The sequence below is a fragment of the Streptomyces sp. NPDC002958 genome (assembly GCF_055563255.1).
This window is the reverse complement of the sequence record NZ_JBVHDS010000004.1, coordinates 290,328-308,497: the sequence shown is the minus strand read 5'-3', so window position 1 is coordinate 308,497 and position 18,170 is coordinate 290,328. Positions and strand designations below refer to the sequence as shown.

Below are 18,170 nucleotides of genomic sequence, written 5' to 3'. Positions count from 1 at the left end.
ACCACCCCCCGCCCGGGAACCGCAGGCGATTCCCGGCCGCTCTACCGCGCGAACTTCACCCAGGGAGACGGAGACGACCATGCCCGCCACGCCCACCACGCCGCCTCCGGCGCTGCGTCCCTATCTCACCGCCCGCCACGAACTGCTGTGGGACGAGGCGGACGCCTTCGCGGCTGAGCACATCGCGCCGCGCGCCGTACGGATGGAGGCCGCTCCGGGCAGGGTGGAACGCAAGGTCGCCGATCTGATGGCCGCGCGGGGCTGGTTCGCCGTCACCGTCCCGGCCGCCTTCGGCGGTCTGGGCGCCGGCCATGTGGCCAAGACGGTCCTGGTCCACCGCATCGCGTGCATCTCGGCGGCTGCCGCGGCCATCCTGCAGGCCACCCTGATCCCCGTCGGCGCCTTGTTGCACTTCGCCACCTATGAGCAGAAGGGCCGCTGGCTGTCGCGGGTGGCGGACGGTTCACTGCTCTTGTCGATCGCCGTGACCGAACCGCGGGCCGGCGGGCACATCGGCGGCATCGAGACCACCGCCGAGCGCGCCGGCAATCAGTGGGTGATCAACGGCAGCAAGGTCCACATCGGCAACAGCCATCTCGCGGGCGCCCACCTCGTGGTCGCCCGCACCGCCAAGACCGGCGTGCGTACCGCCCAGGCACTGACCGCGTTCATGGTCGAATCCGACCGCCACGGGCTCTCCGTCTCCGACCACCGCCCCGGCCTCGGCCTGCACGGCTTCTCCGCCGGCCGCCTTGACCTCGACCACGTCCGCGTCCCCGCGGACAACGTGGTCGGAGAGATCGGCCAAGGGCTGAGCGTGGCCCAGAGCAGCAGCATCCTGTACGGCCGGCCCAACCTGGCCGCCGTCAGCCTCGGAATCCACGAAGCGGTCGTGGCCACCACCACTGCTCGCCTCAAGGCACGCCCCCGCTACCGGGGCGCGCTGTCCGATCTGCCGGTCCTGCGGGACCGCATCGGTGACATGGAGGCCCGCCTGCGCGCCGCACGAATTCTGGCCTACCAGTCCGTGCACCTCCTCGACCAGGGCCTGCCCTGCGACGCCGACCTGATCAACGCGAAGTACTTGGGCCATCAGTGGGCCATGACGTCAGCCCAGGACGCCATGGAAATGCACGGCGCCCAGGCCCTCGACCGCGACTACGTCCTCCAGCGCCTGTGGCGCGACATCCAGCACACCTACCCACCAGCCGGGACCGGCGAAGTCCAGCGAATACGCCTCGCCGACGCCGCCTTCGACGAGGACCACATCCAGTGGTCCGAACGCCTCGCCGCCGAAACCGCCTGGGCGCAACCCGACCCCACCGCCGCATGAACCCCCGTGCGCGGCACCCCGTGAATCCAGACCGCCGCGTACGGGCCCGTGTCGCTGGCCCCCGTCCCCCGCGGGGGCCGGCGGCACCCCTTCCGGTGACCGTCAACCCAGTCGAGAAAGAGACACCCGTGACCCCGCTCATGACGACCAGAGCACCGATCACACCGCTGAAGCCGACCCTGCAGCGCGTCGCCCAGCACCTCGTGGACGGTCTCACCACCCGAGAGATCGCCACGAGGACCGGTCTGTCGGTCGACACGATCCGCCAGTACGTCCGCGACATCCGGGAGAGCCTCCACTGCCCGCCGCGCTGCAAGCCGCAGGTGCTCGTGCATTTCCTGTTGGCTGCCGAGCAGGTCGCCCCGCCCACGACGGACCGGTCAACGCCGGAGCTCAACACGGAGCAGCAGCTGCTGCTGAAGGCGGTCGCTGAGCACAGCACTTCCCGCGACATCGCCCTCGCCGCCAAGATCGCCCCCGCCGATGCCCGGTCCGCACTCGACGAACTGCTCGATGAGACGGGCGCCGCCGACGTCACCCAACTCGTCGTCCTGGCCCACGCCTGGGGCCTGCTGGGCACCAGGCCGACCGGCACGGTGGAGAGCGGAGCGATCCAGTGAACACGTCACCCTCCTCGCCGGTCACCGAGCCGTCTCCCGCGCCCCTGCACCAGCGCGCGCCAGAGTTACCAACCGTGTACGAGATGCGGACTCTGTGCACCGACGCCGAGCGAGACGAGGCCGCCGCACTCGTCCAGGACCGTCAGCGCTGGCTCACCATGCGCCGTCTGCCGGTACCCGCCCGAGCCGATATCCCGGTCCTGTACCGCGACCCCCAGGCCAAGCCGGCCGGACTGTTCGAGGACGGGCTGCTGCTGGCCTGCATGATCCCGCAGCGCGCGCCCGACCTCAAATGGGGTGAGGGCCCGTGCCTCTTCCTGGGCTGCGTCCACACCTTGCCCGACCGATCCGACGACACCGTCCGGCTGATCACTCTGTGGGCCTCCGACTTTGCCGCACGACTCGACGTTCCGCTCGTGCGGGCCGAGGCTCTGGCCCGCCATCCCCTCGACGTTGATCCGGTCGCCCCGTTCCTTCGTCGGCTCACCGACATGGGCTGGGATGTGCGGGGATCGGGCACCGGACGGGACGGTGAGCGAGTCGCTCGTCTCGAACTCATCGCCGAGCACCGGCCTGGGCTGAGCGCGCTCATCGGCTGCCGGGTCCACGAGCCCCAGTCCGCCGCAGGCAGCCGGAGCATCGCGTGACGACCGCCGAACCGCTCCGGCCGGATCTCGCCCGCGAACTCATCGCCCGCGCTACGCAGTCGGCAGCGCGCCGGGCCAAGCGCGTGCGCAACCAGCTCGACGCCGTCCAACTCGGCCAAGACCGTCACGCCGACCACGCCGACACCAAAGTGCTGCGCCGCATCCTGGCCGAACATGACTGGCCCGGCCACCGCCTCGTCGGTCCCGACGGGGCACGCGCCGCATGGAGCCTCGCTCTTCACGCCGACGACGAACCCGACTTCCAGCGGGCGGCCACCATCCTGCTGGAGCGTGCAGTCCAGGAGGACGACGCACGCATCCAGCACTGGGCCCACCTCTACGACCGCGCCCTGGTCAACAGCGGCCGCCCCCAAGAGTTCGGGACCCAACTGGTTCTCATTGCGACAGGGATTGAACTGTGCCCGCTCCGCGCGCCGGAGTCCTTGGACCAGCGAAGGGCCTCCGTCGGGCTGCTGCCGATCGCCGTCGCCCTGGAGGGGGTGCGTGGCCGGTTCGCCCCGGATCGCAATGCCGACGACTCCGCGACCGTCGTGCTCGCGGGGGCCGCATAACGCAGAGGGCCCCACCGACTCCACCAATCCGACGCCCGGCCACAGAACCCTCCATCTGAAAGGACCGTTGACGTATGAAGCTCACCACCGCCGTCCTCGCGGCCGGCGCCGCAGTCTCCCTCGCCACCGCCATGGTCGGAGCCGCCCGGCTCAGGCAGGACGCGCGGCACCAGGCCGAGCGGAACGAGGCGACCGTCGCGCGGAACCAGCTCGACTGGCTGGCGCAGATGTCCACCAACCCCGACCTCGCCAAGCTCTGGACGCCCGAGGACATGGACGTCCAGGAGTACATGCGTCCAGGAGTACATGCAGCTACTGAAGGCCAACCAGCTCATCTGCACCCTCAGCCTGCGCGACCGGCTCGGCTTCGTCCGCGACGGGCAACTGCCGTTCTTCGGCTCGATGGTCATGAACAGCGACGTCTGCAGGCGGTACTGGGCCCATTTCGGAGACCTCCGCGCCCAGGAGGCCGAGGGCTACGAGCGCGCCGAGCACTTCACCGAGGTCCTGAACCAGGCCGCGAAGGCCCACCAGGAACCGCAGCCCGCAGCAGCCTGACGACACGGGCACCACCGACTCCCAGGCGTCGTGGAGCAGGCGACACCCTCGCCCGCCACCGTCTGGCACCGAGCTCCGGGTCCCGACCGGGTCCCGGCCCCGCACCACCCATCGCCACTAGGAGGCAAGCATGACCGCCGTGCAGACGGAAAGGCCGACCGCTCCCGCGAAGTCGGACCTCGTGACCACCGACGAGACCGACCCGTTCGGGCTCGACATCACCTTCATCGAGGGCACGCCGGCGACCGAGACGGTCCTGATGTGCAGCACGGGCGACACCTGCGGCAGCTCCTGCCCCAGCGCCTGCACCACCTCGTAAGCCGGGCCAACCCCGGCAGTGCGGGCCGGTCGGGACTTTCCGTCCGGCCCGCACCCCGCCCCGTCACGAAGGAAGAAGGGAGAGCGGTGATGACACGCGTACGACCCAGCCTGTACCAGGGCGCGGGGCAGGCGATGCTGCGCGCCGCGGTGCACCGCACCGAGCCCGCCATGCCACCCTGGCCGACATCCACGGCACCGGTGGAACAGTGGCGTGCGTGGCTTAGCACCGTCTGGTCCGACGATGTCTTTCGGCAGACGGTGACCGACGCCAGCCCTGGCCTCGCCGGACAGGTGCAGGCCATCATTGACGGCCGCACGCCGAAGCCGCGCCGGGTTCGCCGTGCTGCTCTGGCCACGGCCCGCTACGCGATCCGGTACGCGCACCGCTCAACTCCGTACGGCCGGTTCGCCGGCGTCGCCTTGCTCGGCTTCGGGGAGGCGGCCTCGGTCCGCTTCGGCGAACGCCACCAGGCCGTCGCCCGTCCCGACCCGGTGGCTCTCGACGAGACGCTCAGCACCTGGGAGAGCGACGCCACGCGGATGGCCGACATGGAGGTGTGCGTTAACGCCCTCGTGCGGCAGCACGACGGACACGTCTACGTGCCGTCGGAGGGGGACGCGGAATTCCGTCTCGCGCTGAGCCCGGTGCTGCGGCTCGTGCTCGACCTGGCGCGGTCGCCGATCCGCTACCGCGACGTGGCCGACAAACTCGCCGCCGAGTTCCCCGCCGTGAGCGACGCAGCGCGCAACAAGCTGTTGGGCGAACTGCTGCGCGTGCGACTGCTGCGTTCATCGCTGCGCGCCCCCGCCACAGTCGTCGACCCCACCGATGCCTTGCCCGGAACCGTCAATGTGAAGGCACGCGACCTGCGGTCCGCATTCGACCTGCGACTGGACGCCGAAGTACGGCTGCCGAGAGAAGTCCTGACCGAGGCGGGGACGGCGGCGACCATCTTGGCCCGTCTCGCCACCCGCCCGAACGGGACACCGACGTGGCGCCGGTGGATCGAGCAGTTCACCGAGCAGTACGGCGAGAACGTCCCCGTGCCTGTGGAGATGGCCACGGATCCGGAGCGGGGCGTGGGCTTCCCCGACGGCTTCGTCACCGCGAGCGAACCGCCCCGCCCGATGTCCCGACGCGATCGGCTCCTGCTGGAACTGGCCGGCACCGCCGCCGCTGAGGGAACCCACGCGGTGGCCCTGACAGGCGCCATGATTGAGGAACTGGAAGAAGCCGCCGGCGACAAGCCCCGTCATCACGCACCGCACCTCGAACTGGCGGCCCAGGTCCAGGCACCCTCTGTCCAGGCTCTGGACCGGGGCGGCTTCCGGCTGCGGGTGCTTACCGTCTCCCGCTCGGCCGGTTCGATGACCGGACGGTTCTGGCATCTGTTCCCCGGCACCGAGGCCACGTACGCCGACCTGCCCACCGTCGACGGGGAAGCGGAGCTGGCACAGCTGTCCTTCCACGCCGGACGGGTGTCGGCGGATCTGCTCACCCGCGCTCCGCAGGCACTGCCCCGGATCGTGAGCGTCGGGGAGTTCCGCCACCCCGGCCGGCGCGTCCTCTTTCCCCGTGACCTCGCGGTCACCGTCACCGACGGCCGTCCACAACTGGTGGAGATCTCCACCGGCGCACGCCTGGAACTGCTCGCGCCAACCGCGATCAACTTCCTGTGGAACAACTACACCCCGCCGATGGCCCGTTTCCTCGGCGAGATCAGCCGGGCTACCGCACCGCAGGTGACCTGGTTCGACTGGGGTGCCGCCTGGACCCTGCCCTTCACCCCGGCACTCACCTACAGACGTACCATCCTCACCACCGCCCGGTGGAAGATCCGCAGCCGTACGCTGCCCTCCCGTACCGCGACGTTGCAGGAGTGGTCGAGCCAACTCCACGCTCTGCGTGCTCGGTTGCGAGTGCCGGAGCGAGTACTGCTCACCGAGGACGACCAGCATCTCCCTCTCGACCTCACCCGCGACTTCGACCTGGACCTGCTGCGCGCGCACCTGGACGCGGATCCCTTCGGCATGGCGACCCTGCACGACGCACCCCCGCCAGGAGCAGACGGGTGGATCGGCGGCCGGGCCCACAGCCTCGTGTTTCCCCTGGCGGTCCGCCGATGACCACCGTGACCATTCCCCGCACACAGGACCTGTCCGAGGGCACCCTGGGAGTGACGCTGCTCGACATCGAGCGCGGTGACCTTCCCACCGCCCGACGACATCTCGCCCAGGCCGTCGCACAGGGCGTGAGCACCGGAGGCAACGCCAGCCTCTTCCACGGCGCCCCGGCACTGGAGTTCGTCCTGGCCTGCGCCACCAGAGCCGGCAGCGACGTCCGCGCAGCCGTCGACCGCGTCGTGGACGCCCGCCTAGCCGCAGCCCACCATCGGCAGGCGTCGGGCGCGCTGCCCCACCTCGCGGAATGGGACCTCATCCGAGGACTTACCGGGCTCGCCGCACTACAGCTGAAACGCGGCACGAACTCGGCCCGGCTGACGGACGTGCTCGCCCATCTCGTCTCGCTCTCCCGCCCGGACCGACTCCAGGACAGGGACGTTCCGGGGTGGTGGTCGCCGGTCGGGCCCGACGAGGAAGACATGGCCGGTGGCCACGGAAACAACGGCATGGCCCACGGCATCGCAGGACCGTTGACGGTGCTGTCCCTTGCCATGCGACACGACATCCGCGTCCCCGGACAGGTGGAGGCGATCGGCATCTTCGCCACCTGGCTCGACCGGTACGGCGCCCACTACTGGTCCACCCTGGCAGACCTGGACACCGCCGGGCCGCCCGAAGCAGGACCGGCCCGCCAGTCCTGGTGCTACGGACTGCCCGGCATCGCCCGCGCACAGCAACTCGCTGCACTCGCCCTCGGCGACACCGCCCGGCGCCAGGCAGCCGAGGACACGGTCAAGCAGATCCTCACCGACCCTGGCCACCTCGCCCGGATCACCGACCCCACCCTGTGCCACGGCTGGGCTGGACTGCTGACCCTGACCCGCGCGGTCGCCGCCGACAGCCCGGTCCCCGAACGCTTCACCCCGGTCATCCAGGACCTGCGCCGGCGCCTGGCCGCCGACTGGGAGCACCTGCCCAAGCCCGGCTTCATGGAGGGCCGCGCCGGTGCCCAACTCGCTCTCGATGGAACCGACACCACCGGCTGGACCAGCGCCCTGCTGCTCACCTGAACGCCCGGCCCGAACCAAAAGGAATCCTGCCCCATGACCTTCGACGACGAGAACCTGCCGCTCACCCGGGACACGACCTGGTGGCACGCCTCCGTGGCCTTCCCCAACAGCACCGCGAGCGCCGACGCCGCCCGCGCACTGGCGGGCGCACTCGGCGACCAGCGCTTCCACTTTCTACGCAAAGACGCTGGCGTGCGCCTGCGCACACAACGGCCCGCCGCCGCCCTGCTGGACCGGCTCGCCGCCGAAAAGGCCATCGCCGGTTGGGTCGGCGGGATCTACGAGGCGGAGACCGAAGCCTTCGGCGGGCCCGAGGGCATGGACGTCGCACACGACGTGTTCTGCGCCGACAGCCGCGCCGCGCTGGCCGAAACCGGGAGTACCAGCGCACGTGAGCGCACGGTGATGCTGATGTCCGCCATGATCCGCGAGGCCGGACTGGACCCCTTCGAGGCCGGAGACGTCTGGGCCCGCCTCGCCGCCCTGCGGCCCCCCGTCACCCCGCCCGACGGCCTCGCACGAGAGCGGTCCGTCTCGGCGATGCGACGCCTGATGAACGCGGACGCCGCCCGCCGCCCGGACGCCGAGACGGGCTGGGCCGAACGCGTCGCCGCGTTCGAGGACGCCGGCCGACGCCTGCGCCGCCTCGCCTCCGACGGCCGACTGATACGTGGGTTACGGGCGGTGCTCGCTCATCACGCGATCTTCGCGTTCAACCGCGCGGGCGTGCCTGCCCAGGCGCAGGCCGCCACCGCGTGGCTCGGCCGTCATGTCGCTTTCTCCACCGGAGAAGGCGATGACGTGTCTACCCGCAAGTCCGCCTCCGCGGACCCTAGCCTCCCTCGAATGGAGACCACCGTGACACCCGTAACCGACCCCGCCAGCCTGCGCGAAGCCCTCGCCCAGCGCCTCGTCGACAGCGGCCACCTGCACAGCCAGCCCGTTATTGACGCCTTCCGCACCACCGACCGGCACCAGTTCCTGCCCGGCGTCGATCTGGAGGCCGCTTACAAGGAGGACGCGGTCCCGATCAAGCACGACGAACACGGGGAGATGATCTCCTGCATCTCCGCGCCATCGATCGTCGCCACCCAGCTCGAACAGCTCGGTGCCCAGCCCGGCCACAAGGTCCTGGAAGCCGGGGCCGCGACCGGCTACAACGCCGCCTTGATGGGCAAGGTCGTCTCGCCCGGCGGGCAGGTGTGGACCCTTGACGTCGACCAGGATCTCGTCGCCGGCGCGAGCAAGAACCTCGCCGCCGTCGACAACGCCACCGCCACGCTGGCGGACGGCGCGGCTGGCCTGCCCGAGCACGCCCCGTACGACCGGATCATCTTCACCGTCGGCGCGGGCGACGTGCCGGTGAAGATCCTCGACCAGCTCGCGCCCGGCGGACGCCTGGTCCTGCCGATGCGCATCCGCGGCAGCATCTCTCGCTCCTTCGCCTTCGAGCGCGACGGACAGACCTGGAAGACCGTCTCCTGCGAGATGGCCACCTTCATCCCGCTGCGCAAGGGCGTCTGCGACGACGTGTACACCCTCGTGCCGATGGCCGGCGAGGGCAACGTCCGCCTGGAGACCTTCAGCGAACAGGACGTCGACCGCGACGCCCTGCCCTTCGTCCTCGACCAGCAGCAGACCAAGCTCTACACCGGGGTGAAGTTCCGCGCGGGATCGGCGTGGGAGTGGCTGTACCTGTACCTGGCGTGTGTGCTGCCCAACGGTCTGTCCCGGCTGCCGGGCCAGCGCCCCGGGTTCACCCCCCACTTCGGCTGGGGATCCATGACCGCGCTCGACGGCGGGTCGCTGGCGTACCTGACCATCCGCGAGGGCGAGGACGAGCAGGGCCGGTACTGGGAGATCGGCGTCATCGGCCACGGCGAGGGCGGCGCCGGCCTCGCCGAGCGCGTCGTGAGCGAGATCCGCGCCTGGGACGCGAGCGGCGGCAACGACGCCCCGGAGCCGGGCTTCCGGATGGCTGTCGCGGACTCCCGCGACCTGCTCACGGCCGACGACGCGCGCTTCGTCGTCGACAAGCCCTACAGCCGTCTCGTCGTCGACTGGGCACGCAAGGGCTAAGCCGATGATCCCCGCGATAGCCAGCCGCATCCCTCTGGTCCGCCGCACCAAGGCGCCGGCGCTTCCGTTGGAGGAGCGCATCACCCACCTCACCGGGCTGACCGTCGCGCCCGCAGGTACGAGCCACCACGACCTGGTGGCCCGCGCCTGCGGGGTCCTCAACTACGCCGCGCTGATCGCCTCCGACGTCGGTCTGTCCGACCTGGCCACCGATCTCTGCTGGCGCCAGCACCAGGTCTTCGCCGACGCCGGAAGCCTGAGCGGGCCGAACGCCGTCATGTCGCTGATGCCGCTGGTCAACCTCTCCCGGCTGCTGACCCGCGACGGCCAGGGCGAAGCCGCCTATGGCCTCCTCACCCGCCTCAACCACGCCGCGCGGCAGCGGGAGAAGACCGAGATCGACGGCCGCACCGTCGACCTGTCCGCGCTGATCAGCACCGAGGCTGATCACCGGCAGGTGTGCCAGGAACTGTGGGTCACCCTGCTCGTGGACGGCGCCCGCGCCCTCGCCCGCATCGGCCGCTGGACCGAGGCAGCCGAGGCCATGGCCAAGCACCGCGGCATCGGCAACCGGCTCCTCGACGGCCGCCAGATCAAGATCATGTCCCTGATGGAACAGGGACTGGACCAGCAGTCCCGCGCCGTAATCGACGCCACCCAGCCCACAGAACCCTGGGAGACCCCCGTCGGCCTGCTCCTGCGGGCCCATTGCCGTCCCGTCGGCGTACCGGTTCCGCAGGCCGACCTCGACCACACCCTGAACGAAGCAGCCGTGCTCCTCACCCATCCCGATCCGTCGACCGCCGTGTTCCAGACCCGGGCGGGCCTGGCCGCTCTAGAACTGGATCCCGACGGGCCGTACGCGAGCACGCTGCCCGAAACCGTCGCCGAGGTGGCCCGACTCGACGCCTACGCCGCCCGCGAGGTCCTGCACCACCCCGTCGCCCGAGCCGCGCTGAGCGCCGAGCGGGCAGACGCGCTCAGCGCGGTGATCACGGCGGCGGGTCTCGGGGCCGGCACCTTGCCCGCGGACTACCGGCAGTCGCTGTCCGAGGCCGTCACCCTCGGCGAAACCGAACTGCGGCGACTGCTGCGGGACGACAACGCGGGACCAGGCAATCCCCCGGAGGAGTTACCGCAACCCACATGAGTGATCGAACACAGCATCACAGTCCGCCCCACCCGGCCACACAAGGAGAGAGCCCGGTATTCGAAATCAGGTTCTAGATTTCGCCCGCCTCCACCCGTTACGGCGACAGCAGAACCGCCGTTACCCGATCACCTGTCCACATCTCGCCCCGAGGAGCCCCCATGCATCCCGCACGCCGCCCTGCGCTCGTTCATCCTGCGTTCGATAACACCGCTGTCTCCTCGGGCACCATCCCTCTCATCACCTCTGGCCGCGCCGCCCTGCTCACCAAGGGCTTACCTGGCATGACGGACTCGACTCGTCTTCCCTCCTCCCTCGCCGCTTGGGTGGAGAGCGTGCTGGGCCCCTTGGACTGTGTGCGGGACGCCTCGCACGCCCGTGACAACTCCCAGGTGTTGAGGGTGACCGGACTCGCCGGCGACCACTACGTGAAAGTGGCGCCCAAGCCGATCCTGTATACGCGCGAGACCGGTGCCTACCGGATGGCCGTTACTCACCTCGGTTACGGCAACGCCCCGGTGCTGCGCGAGAGTTCCGCCGACCTGCTCGCCCTGATCCTCACCGCTGTGGACAGCGAGCCGTTGAAGGAAGAGGAGCCACCCGCGCGCCGCCGCGCGGCCCACCGGCAAGCCGGCTAGTTCCTGCGCCGCTTCCACGACGCGACGACCGGCTCTCTGGTCCAGCTTCAAGCCGACAGAGCCGTCGAGAACACGATGGCCGGCCTGGACAAGCACCTCGCCGAGGCCGGTGACCACCTGTCCGCTGCGGAAGCCGACCTGCTGCGGCACCTGGTGAGCGCGCTGCCTGGCTGCGGACCGCTACCGGCCGGGTGGCGGCACAACGCCGAGCTGGACGAACACGACGGGCTGTTCTGGGTGCCGATGGAGAAGCCCCCGCCGGACTGCCACCCCTACACCGCCGCCATCTTCCACATGTTCACCCACGGCCCGTCATACCGGGCGCTGGACTGGCCTACTTCAGGAGGCACCTGGTGAAGAGGTTCTTCGGACCGGTGAAAATGACCGAGCCCCGGGTATCTGACGCCGAACAGGAGCTGTTCGGCGGACCGCTGCGCTACGACATGGGCTGGTCCCACCACGAGCACGCCGGCCTGGACCTGACCATGATGTCGGCGCTGCGCTCAATGCCCGCGCTCGTCGGCGCCACCCTGCGCATGGCCTGGCAGGCCGACCGGCGCGCACTTCTGGCCGTGGCGGTCAGCGAGATCGGCCAGGGCATCGCAGCGGCCATCGGGTTGCTAGCCATCAACGTCGTCATGCACGCGCTGCTCGCCGGAACCGGCAGCGCCGATCAGCGGCTGCACGCCCTGTTACCCGGTCTGCTGGCCGCCGCCGCCATCGGTGTCGTCAACTCCGCCCTCTCGGCCTGGTCCACTTCCCGCGCGGGGCGCCTGGAGCCGAAGGTCGAACGGATCGCCACCACCCAGTACCTGGCCGCCGCCACCAATGTCGAGCTGGAAGCCATCGACGACCCCGACTTCAGGCGGCTCGTCGACATCGCCCAGCACGGCCCCAGCTCCGCCCGCCGCATGATCGGCGCCTGCGTCGCCGCCCTGAACGGCACCATCTCCCTGATCGCCACCGCCGGCGTGCTCGCCGTTCTGCACCCCCAAGTCGCTGCTTAATCGCCGTGTCGCTTTCCTCTCGGTACACCTTGGAGTGATTCCTCCAAGTCTGTTGCACTGAGGTCGTGTCGAATATCTAGGCTCCGCGCCATGCAACTGATCGGCTTCTCCGCCACCGGCTGGGAGTCCTGGGATGTGGCTCAACAGCCGCTCATCCGGGACCGGATGCCTGTACTCATCGACGACGACCTGAGATTCGAGGACGCTCCAGGAGCGCCCCGGCCCACGGTGTTCGTCAACCGCTGGCTGCGTGAGCTTCCCCTGAACGGTGCCCCAGCCACGCGCACTTGGCAGAACAGCGCCAACTGCCTCCGCGACTGGCTGACGTTCCTCCAAGCCCGGGGTGTCAACCCCCTGGGTGACGGTCAGGACCTGCGCGCCACCCTGGGCATGTACGCCGAGTACCGGCTGGCCGGAGAGCTCACGGACCGCTGGGACCCCAGCACGTGGAACCTGAACATGGGCATCCTGTCGGGCTTTTACTCCTGGGCCCGCGAAGAAGGCATCGCCTCCGCCGTGCCGTTCAGCTACCGGACGGGCCGGCGCATGGCAGAGGGGGTTCTGGTCGAGGTGGAACGGAACCTCGCCAAGCTGCGCACCCCGAGGCCGCACACGACGATCAAGTACCTGGAACGGGACTTCGCGGAGCTGTTCGTGCGGGGCCTGGCAGGGCTCGGCCCGGACGGCGAGCCGGACCCGCGCTACCGCGGCCGGGAAGGAGCCCGCAACGCGGCGATGGCCCGTCTGGTGCTGTCCAGTGGCCTGCGGCGGCAGGAGTTCACGCACCTGACGATCTACGAGGTACCGCCTCTTCCGCCCCGCCCGCGAACGCTGCCTGTTCTGTTTCCGCTGAGCCATGCGATCACCAAGGGACAGAAGGCTCGTACATCGTGGATCAGCTATGAAGCGCTCGCCGAAGTGCACCAGTACATCGAGTTGGACCGGGCCGCGTCGGCCGAGGGCTTCACGTGGCGGCCGCCGTCGAAGCTGGGTGAGCCGCTGGTGGTGGAGGAGCCCGACTGGGAGGGCGCCTTCGTCAACGGGGAGCGGAGGTCGTGGCGGAAGTTACACCCGTCCGAGCGGCTGCGCCTGGTCGCTCCGGATGGCGGGTCGCCGCTGCTGGGCCTGCAGTCCTCGGGGCAGCCGTTCGTGGACTGGGCCACGGTCTTCCGTCGGACGTCGGCCCGTATCCGCGAGCGGTTCGAGCCGCGGTTTCCGACGGTGGCCCCGCACCGGCTGCGTCACTCGATGGCGATGGCGACCCTGGAGTGGCTGGTCACGGGCTACTACCAGCGGGCGGCTGCCCTCGCGGCGGACACCGGAGACGACGCCGCGATGGCTCTCTATCTGACCCGGAACGATCCGATGCTGATCCTGCGGGACTTGCTCGGCCACCAGAGCGTCCTGTCGACCGAGCTTTACGTCGCTCGCCTGGACGTCACACGGATCTATCGCGACGCCTACAACGACACGACCGGCGCGCCGCATCCGGAGGCCGCCGCCGAAGCTGCGGCCGAGTTCGATGACGAGGAGGCCGGCGCATGCCCGCGTACGTGATGCACGAGCCGTTGGCCGTGCACTTCGTGTTCCCCAACGGCCGTGAGTGGACGGCCGTTCTGGACGGTCTGCCCAATCCTGGGCTGGCGCGCGACCTTGCGAAGGGACTCGCGGCCAACGCGCATCCCGACGGCGGCATCGGCGCGAAGAACACTGCCAAGGCCTACGCTGTGGCCCTGCGCCAGATGGTGAGCGCTTTGACTGAGGCCGGGTTCACCGGGAGCGTCCCGGACCTGACACGGGCCACGCTGGTCCGCTACTGGATGGCCAGCACGTATACGCGTGAGCGCGAGACACGCATGCTGTTGAAGGGCTTCGACGCGGTCACCGGAGCCCTGCGTCCGGAGGTGCGCGCGTACCTCACGGGGAACCAGATCCAGGCGTATCGAAGCACCAGCCCGTACAAGGCGTACACCGATGGAGAGTGGGAGCGGCTGGAGACGTCGTGCCGGGCGGTGGTGGACGACAGCTGGGGCCGTCACCGGCGGGCTCTGGAGCTGGCCGCGCGGGGCGGCGAGCCGTCGACGAGCGCGCACCACAGTCCGCAGGACATCGCCTGGCTGCTGTTGCGGGACGGCCCCTTCCCGGACCGGCCCGTGTACCGGGCGCAGACCCAGGGCACCAAGTCGACGCAGTGGGACCTGCGCCGGGCGGTGCGTCAGGTGCGCAGCGACCTGTTTCCGCACCCGGTCGTCCAAGTCGCCCACTCTGTCTTGTTCGGCATGTACTGCGGGGTCGTGCCGGACAGCATTGACGATCTGGGGCTGGACGGTCTCGAGTGGACCGGCGACGCCACGATGCTGATCACCTACATCAAGGGGCGTACTGCGCGAGAGAGTTCCAATCTTCCGGCTCGGGCGGTGCGGCTGCTGGAGCGGTGGCTGGCGTACTCGGCGCCGCTGCGGAACTTCGCTGACGCCGGGATCCGTGGGCAGCTGTGGATTTCGTACACGCCGAAGTGGTTCACGGCGAGTGGGGAGTTCAGCCCGGTCATCGGTCCTCCGTCGGGCACAGGCCGTCATCGTGATCTGGTGAAGCAGCTGGGCCTGGTGGACGATGCGGGGAAGCCGTTCGTGATCCATCGCGGCCGGATTCGTGCGACGTACCACGAACGATTGGCCAGGCGGGGGTGGACCGGACGGGCCACGATCGATCCGAACCACACCGCCCGCACCGAAGGCGATCACTACGTCACTCCGACCAGTCCTGCTCAGCTCGATGCGGTGGAGTCGATCATCGAAGACGGCCAGGCCGACATCCTGCGCAAGGCGCTGCCGCCGGTGGTGCTCTCGACGGAGCAGGCAGCGCGGTTCGCCGAGGACTTTCCTGACGATGTGAAGCGGCTCGAGTTGCATGCCGTGGCCATCGCCGAGTTGGTGGGCGGCGAGCGTGATGTGTTCACCGCCGCGTGCGCCGATCAACTGGCCGGGGTCCACGGTCCTGCCGGGCAGCCGTGTCCGGCCCGGCCGTGGGTGTGTCTTCTGTGCCCGCTGGCGGTGTTCTTGCCACGTCATGCGGCGAACCTGCTCCGGCTCAACGCTTTCTTCGCGCGGCAGTTCCGGCAGATGCCCACGGAGAACTTCATCCGGGTCTTCGGTCCGTACGCCGATCGTCTGGCCAACGAGATCCTGCCGAAGCTCTCCGCCGAGGCCAAGGCGAAGGGCGAACGCGAGGTGGCGGACGACGACACTGATCTCCCGCTGAGGCCCGAGGAGGGCACACTGTGACGCTGCGTCCCGTACCTGCACACCTTTCCCGTCACCGTCGGCCAGCCTCGGTCTTCGCTCAGAGTGACGTGTGTGAGATCGCCGGGCTGAGACTCGTCGATGGCGCGACACGCTCGCGGTTCGAGCAGGACCGCTGGGTGTTCTCCGGCCTCGCGGACGCACACCGGATGATGTCCGACCACGAGCAGATCTGGGACTTCACCCGGATCGTCAATCCGCGATGGAGGGTCGTGGCCAAGGAGATCCTGCTGGCGATGCTCGCCCCGCAGTACGAGGCGGTGCTGGAGTGCGCGCATGCACTGCGGGCCGCCCGTTCTCCCCGGACCTGCTTCAACTTCCTGCAGCGATACACCGAGTGGTTCAACTGGCTCACCGAGCAGGGGATCACGGCTCTGGAGGATGTCACGCAGGAAATGTGCGGACAGTACCTGGAGCACTACTCGTGGAGTGTCCCGGTCTCCGGGCGGCCGAGGCGACGTCTTGAACCGTACTCAACCGTGGCGCGTGTCCGGACCCTCAAACTGATCGCCCAGTATGAGGAGTTGTTGTCCAGCGACAGCTACGAGACTGGGTTTGTCCCGTGGAAAGGGAAGACCGCCACCCAGGTCGTCGGCTACAAGTCGAAGGGGCCGAACCTCACACCGCCCGTGCCGGACTCCATGCTGCAGCCGCTGTTGGCCACGTGCCTGTACTTCGTCAACGAAGTGGGGCCGCATCTGGCAGACCTGATGGACACGGCGCGCACCTCCCGCGCGGACACGACGGTGTCGGCCAGTGTCACTCTGGCGCACCTTCCCGCTCTGCGGCAGGCCATGGCCCTCATGCGGGCCAATGGCGAACCGTTGCCCGCGGTTGATGATGTTCAGTTGCGGAAGCGGACCACGCTGGGACAGGAGGGTCCCCTGAAGCACCTGGGGTGGGAAGCACTCGCCCGCACCGTCGGCGCCCGCAGGTTCGGAGACGACGCGCGTCGACAAGTGATCCCTGAACTGACCACGCTGGCGGCCGAAGTCGGATTCCAGCCGCCGCTGGCCCGGCAGGCCGCAGCCATCCCGCGTATGGGGGACGGCGAACTGATCCCGTGGACATTGCCGTTGGCCGAGGGCGACCTCTTCTTCATGGTCGACCATGCGGTGACGGCCTGTCTGGTGGTGGCCTGCGCCCTCAGCGGGATGCGGACCAGCGAACTCCTGGAAATCGAGGCAGGATGCCGGCTCCCTGCTGTCGCGACGCCCGGGGGTGGTCGCCGGTTCCGGCTCGCCAGCCGCCTGATCAAAGGGCAGAAGTTCGGAGGAGTCCCCGACGAATGGGTGGTCATCGAGCAGGTGGACCGGGCCGTGGCGCTCGCTGAACGCTTGGTGAACCGGCCCGCCGGTGAGGCACTGTTCGGCACCATCGACCTGGCCGGCCGGTTGAAGAACCTGCGTGGGTGGCTGGAGCGGACCGGCAACCGGGAGCGCTGGGGACTCCCCGTCATCCCCCAAGGCCCGCTCAACGCCAGGATGCTGCGACGGACACTGTCCCTGGCCATCGCGGAGCGTCCGGGAGGTCTGCTGGCGGCGAAGATCGCCCTCAAGCACATCTCCGTGGCCACCACGGAAGGCTATGCCGCTCGCCCCGGCGGATCCCAGCGACTGTTCCATGCCGAAATCGAGGAGGCCGAGGAAACCCATCACGTACAGCTGACGGTGCAGGCATTCCGCGATGTCCAAGCAGGCCGTATGCCCGCCGGTCCCGGTGCACGCGGCCTGATCGAGGCATTCCACCACGTGGATGCCCAGCTGAAGAACGCGGCCCGCACAGACCCGAAGGTCCTCAAGGACGACCGTCACCTGGAGAATCTCCTGCGGAAACAGGCCAAGACGCTCCACGTCGGGCCTGCCAACTTCTGCTGGTTCCGTGACCCCTCGAAGGCCCTGTGCCTGCGCCTGGCCGGCACGCCGAATGCGACCAAGCCGCTGGTCGGCATGTGCGACTCGGCTCGCTGCCCCCAGGCCACCCACCACCCCTGCCACCGTCCCGTCTGGGCCGGACAGGCCACCGCGATTGATGTGTTCATCGAGAGCCCTCGGGTGGCCAAGGGCGAGAAGGCACGGCTGGTACCCGAGCGCGATCGCGCCCTGCGGGTCGTCGCCGAGATCGACGCCGTCCAGGCCACGTCCCGTGGAGAGGAATAAGATGGCCCGGCTCACCCAGGGTGACAAGGCTCGCAACGAGGTCGCGATCCGGGCCGCTATGGAGCGGATCCTGAGCGGGAACCTTCCGCCCGGAGGGAAGGCGGACCTCAAGACCCTCGCCGCCCTGGCCGGGGTGACCCGCACCGGCTTCTATCCCAAACCCAACCGCGACGGCACAGTCAGGCCCGGCGCCTACCAGCACCTCGCCGAGGAGTTCGAGCGGCGACTCAGGGAGCTTCGGGACGCCGAAGAGATCCTCGATCCCCGAGTCGCTCAAATCGATCGACTCAAGACGGAGAACGCCGAGCTGAGGAAGCGAATCAGCGCCCGCGACGAGCAGTTGGCGGAATTGACCGATTTCAAGACCTTGGCGATCTCTCGACTGGCCGCCCAACACGACGAGATCGAACGTCTACGCAAGCACGCGGTAGCTCATCACAACGTCCGCCCGCTGTCCGCCCCGAGCGACACCGCCCCCTTCGGGTCCTGCAGTTGACACCGACGGGTGGAGCGGACTGCGGCTACGGCTTGTCCCTCCTCTCTGCCCGTCGTACTCGATCATTGCCCTGATGAAGGTCGGTAGCCGTTCC

At 69.4% G+C, this 18,170-nt stretch carries 17 protein-coding genes; all 17 read left to right on the top strand.

Going from position 1 to position 18,170, the window contains the following annotated elements; genetic code table 11:
- Positions 1-79 precede the first annotated feature (79 nt).
- The 17 genes from ACZ3IC_RS10265 (at position 80) to ACZ3IC_RS10185 (ending at position 18,076) form a co-directional block, all read left to right on the top strand.
- On the top strand, positions 80-1,333 hold the full coding sequence (locus tag ACZ3IC_RS10265; RefSeq protein ID WP_467414546.1) for an acyl-CoA dehydrogenase family protein: 1,254 nt from the start codon (positions 80-82) through the stop codon (positions 1,331-1,333).
- Between the two features lie 128 nt (positions 1,334-1,461).
- Complete coding sequence (locus ACZ3IC_RS10260) at positions 1,462-1,953, top strand: DNA-binding protein (protein WP_467414544.1); 492 nt, start codon at positions 1,462-1,464, stop codon at positions 1,951-1,953.
- A gap of 74 nt (positions 1,954-2,027) precedes the next feature.
- Positions 2,028-2,600 (top strand): hypothetical protein, encoded by a 573-nt coding sequence (locus tag ACZ3IC_RS10255; protein WP_467414739.1) that lies wholly within the window; start codon positions 2,028-2,030, stop codon positions 2,598-2,600.
- Complete coding sequence (locus tag ACZ3IC_RS10250; protein ID WP_467414542.1) at positions 2,597-3,172, top strand: DUF6624 domain-containing protein; 576 nt, start codon at positions 2,597-2,599, stop codon at positions 3,170-3,172. The genes ACZ3IC_RS10255 and ACZ3IC_RS10250 overlap by 4 nt, the downstream gene beginning before the upstream one ends.
- A gap of 306 nt (positions 3,173-3,478) precedes the next feature.
- Positions 3,479-3,730, top strand: a complete 252-nt coding sequence (locus tag ACZ3IC_RS10245; RefSeq protein ID WP_467414540.1) for a hypothetical protein — start codon at positions 3,479-3,481, stop codon at positions 3,728-3,730.
- A gap of 130 nt (positions 3,731-3,860) precedes the next feature.
- Positions 3,861-4,049, top strand: coding sequence for an FxLD family lanthipeptide (locus tag ACZ3IC_RS10240; RefSeq protein WP_467414537.1), 189 nt, complete (start codon positions 3,861-3,863; stop codon positions 4,047-4,049).
- Between the two features lie 89 nt (positions 4,050-4,138).
- On the top strand, positions 4,139-6,178 hold the full coding sequence (locus ACZ3IC_RS10235) for a lantibiotic dehydratase family protein (RefSeq protein WP_467414536.1): 2,040 nt from the start codon (positions 4,139-4,141) through the stop codon (positions 6,176-6,178).
- Positions 6,175-7,245 (top strand): lanthionine synthetase C family protein, encoded by a 1,071-nt coding sequence (locus tag ACZ3IC_RS10230; protein ID WP_467414535.1) that lies wholly within the window; start codon positions 6,175-6,177, stop codon positions 7,243-7,245. Before ACZ3IC_RS10235 ends, ACZ3IC_RS10230 begins: the two co-directional genes overlap by 4 nt.
- 33 nt (positions 7,246-7,278) lie before the next feature.
- Complete coding sequence (fxlM, locus tag ACZ3IC_RS10225) at positions 7,279-9,324, top strand: methyltransferase, FxLD system (protein WP_467414534.1); 2,046 nt, start codon at positions 7,279-7,281, stop codon at positions 9,322-9,324.
- A gap of 4 nt (positions 9,325-9,328) precedes the next feature.
- Positions 9,329-10,474: a hypothetical protein gene (locus ACZ3IC_RS10220; protein WP_467414532.1), complete on the top strand. Its 1,146-nt coding sequence runs from the start codon at positions 9,329-9,331 to the stop codon at positions 10,472-10,474.
- 284 nt (positions 10,475-10,758) lie between these two features.
- Positions 10,759-11,112 carry a hypothetical protein gene (locus ACZ3IC_RS10215; RefSeq protein WP_467414530.1) on the top strand — a complete coding sequence of 118 codons (354 nt, stop codon included), beginning with the start codon at positions 10,759-10,761 and terminating at the stop codon, positions 11,110-11,112.
- A gap of 75 nt (positions 11,113-11,187) precedes the next feature.
- Complete coding sequence (locus tag ACZ3IC_RS10210) at positions 11,188-11,469, top strand: hypothetical protein (protein ID WP_467414527.1); 282 nt, start codon at positions 11,188-11,190, stop codon at positions 11,467-11,469.
- Positions 11,466-12,119 carry a hypothetical protein gene (locus ACZ3IC_RS10205; RefSeq protein ID WP_467414526.1) on the top strand — a complete coding sequence of 218 codons (654 nt, stop codon included), beginning with the start codon at positions 11,466-11,468 and terminating at the stop codon, positions 12,117-12,119. Before ACZ3IC_RS10210 ends, ACZ3IC_RS10205 begins: the two co-directional genes overlap by 4 nt.
- Before the next feature lie 90 nt (positions 12,120-12,209).
- On the top strand, positions 12,210-13,676 hold the full coding sequence (locus ACZ3IC_RS10200; RefSeq protein WP_467414523.1) for a site-specific integrase: 1,467 nt from the start codon (positions 12,210-12,212) through the stop codon (positions 13,674-13,676).
- Positions 13,661-15,403: a hypothetical protein gene (locus tag ACZ3IC_RS10195; protein WP_467414522.1), complete on the top strand. Its 1,743-nt coding sequence runs from the start codon at positions 13,661-13,663 to the stop codon at positions 15,401-15,403. Before ACZ3IC_RS10200 ends, ACZ3IC_RS10195 begins: the two co-directional genes overlap by 16 nt.
- Before the next feature lie 68 nt (positions 15,404-15,471).
- Positions 15,472-17,580 carry an integrase gene (locus ACZ3IC_RS10190; protein WP_467414519.1) on the top strand — a complete coding sequence of 703 codons (2,109 nt, stop codon included), beginning with the start codon at positions 15,472-15,474 and terminating at the stop codon, positions 17,578-17,580.
- A gap of 1 nt (position 17,581) precedes the next feature.
- A complete protein-coding gene (locus ACZ3IC_RS10185) occupies positions 17,582-18,076 on the top strand; it encodes a hypothetical protein (RefSeq protein WP_467414518.1) in 495 nt (164 codons plus the stop codon).
- The last annotated feature ends 94 nt before the right edge of the window (positions 18,077-18,170 follow it).

Coding starts and splice junctions, on each gene's coding strand:
- ACZ3IC_RS10215 (WP_467414530.1), top strand. CDS start 10,759: ATGACGGACTCGACTCGTCTTCCCTCCTCCCTCGCCGCTTGGGTGGAG.
- ACZ3IC_RS10220 (WP_467414532.1), top strand. CDS start 9,329: ATGATCCCCGCGATAGCCAGCCGCATCCCTCTGGTCCGCCGCACCAAG.
- ACZ3IC_RS10235 (WP_467414536.1), top strand. CDS start 4,139: ATGACACGCGTACGACCCAGCCTGTACCAGGGCGCGGGGCAGGCGATG.
- ACZ3IC_RS10245 (WP_467414540.1), top strand. CDS start 3,479: ATGCAGCTACTGAAGGCCAACCAGCTCATCTGCACCCTCAGCCTGCGC.
- ACZ3IC_RS10210 (WP_467414527.1), top strand. CDS start 11,188: ATGGCCGGCCTGGACAAGCACCTCGCCGAGGCCGGTGACCACCTGTCC.
- ACZ3IC_RS10265 (WP_467414546.1), top strand. CDS start 80: ATGCCCGCCACGCCCACCACGCCGCCTCCGGCGCTGCGTCCCTATCTC.
- ACZ3IC_RS10195 (WP_467414522.1), top strand. CDS start 13,661: ATGCCCGCGTACGTGATGCACGAGCCGTTGGCCGTGCACTTCGTGTTC.
- fxlM (WP_467414534.1), top strand. CDS start 7,279: ATGACCTTCGACGACGAGAACCTGCCGCTCACCCGGGACACGACCTGG.
- ACZ3IC_RS10200 (WP_467414523.1), top strand. CDS start 12,210: ATGCAACTGATCGGCTTCTCCGCCACCGGCTGGGAGTCCTGGGATGTG.
- ACZ3IC_RS10185 (WP_467414518.1), top strand. CDS start 17,582: ATGGCCCGGCTCACCCAGGGTGACAAGGCTCGCAACGAGGTCGCGATC.
- ACZ3IC_RS10240 (WP_467414537.1), top strand. CDS start 3,861: ATGACCGCCGTGCAGACGGAAAGGCCGACCGCTCCCGCGAAGTCGGAC.
- ACZ3IC_RS10230 (WP_467414535.1), top strand. CDS start 6,175: ATGACCACCGTGACCATTCCCCGCACACAGGACCTGTCCGAGGGCACC.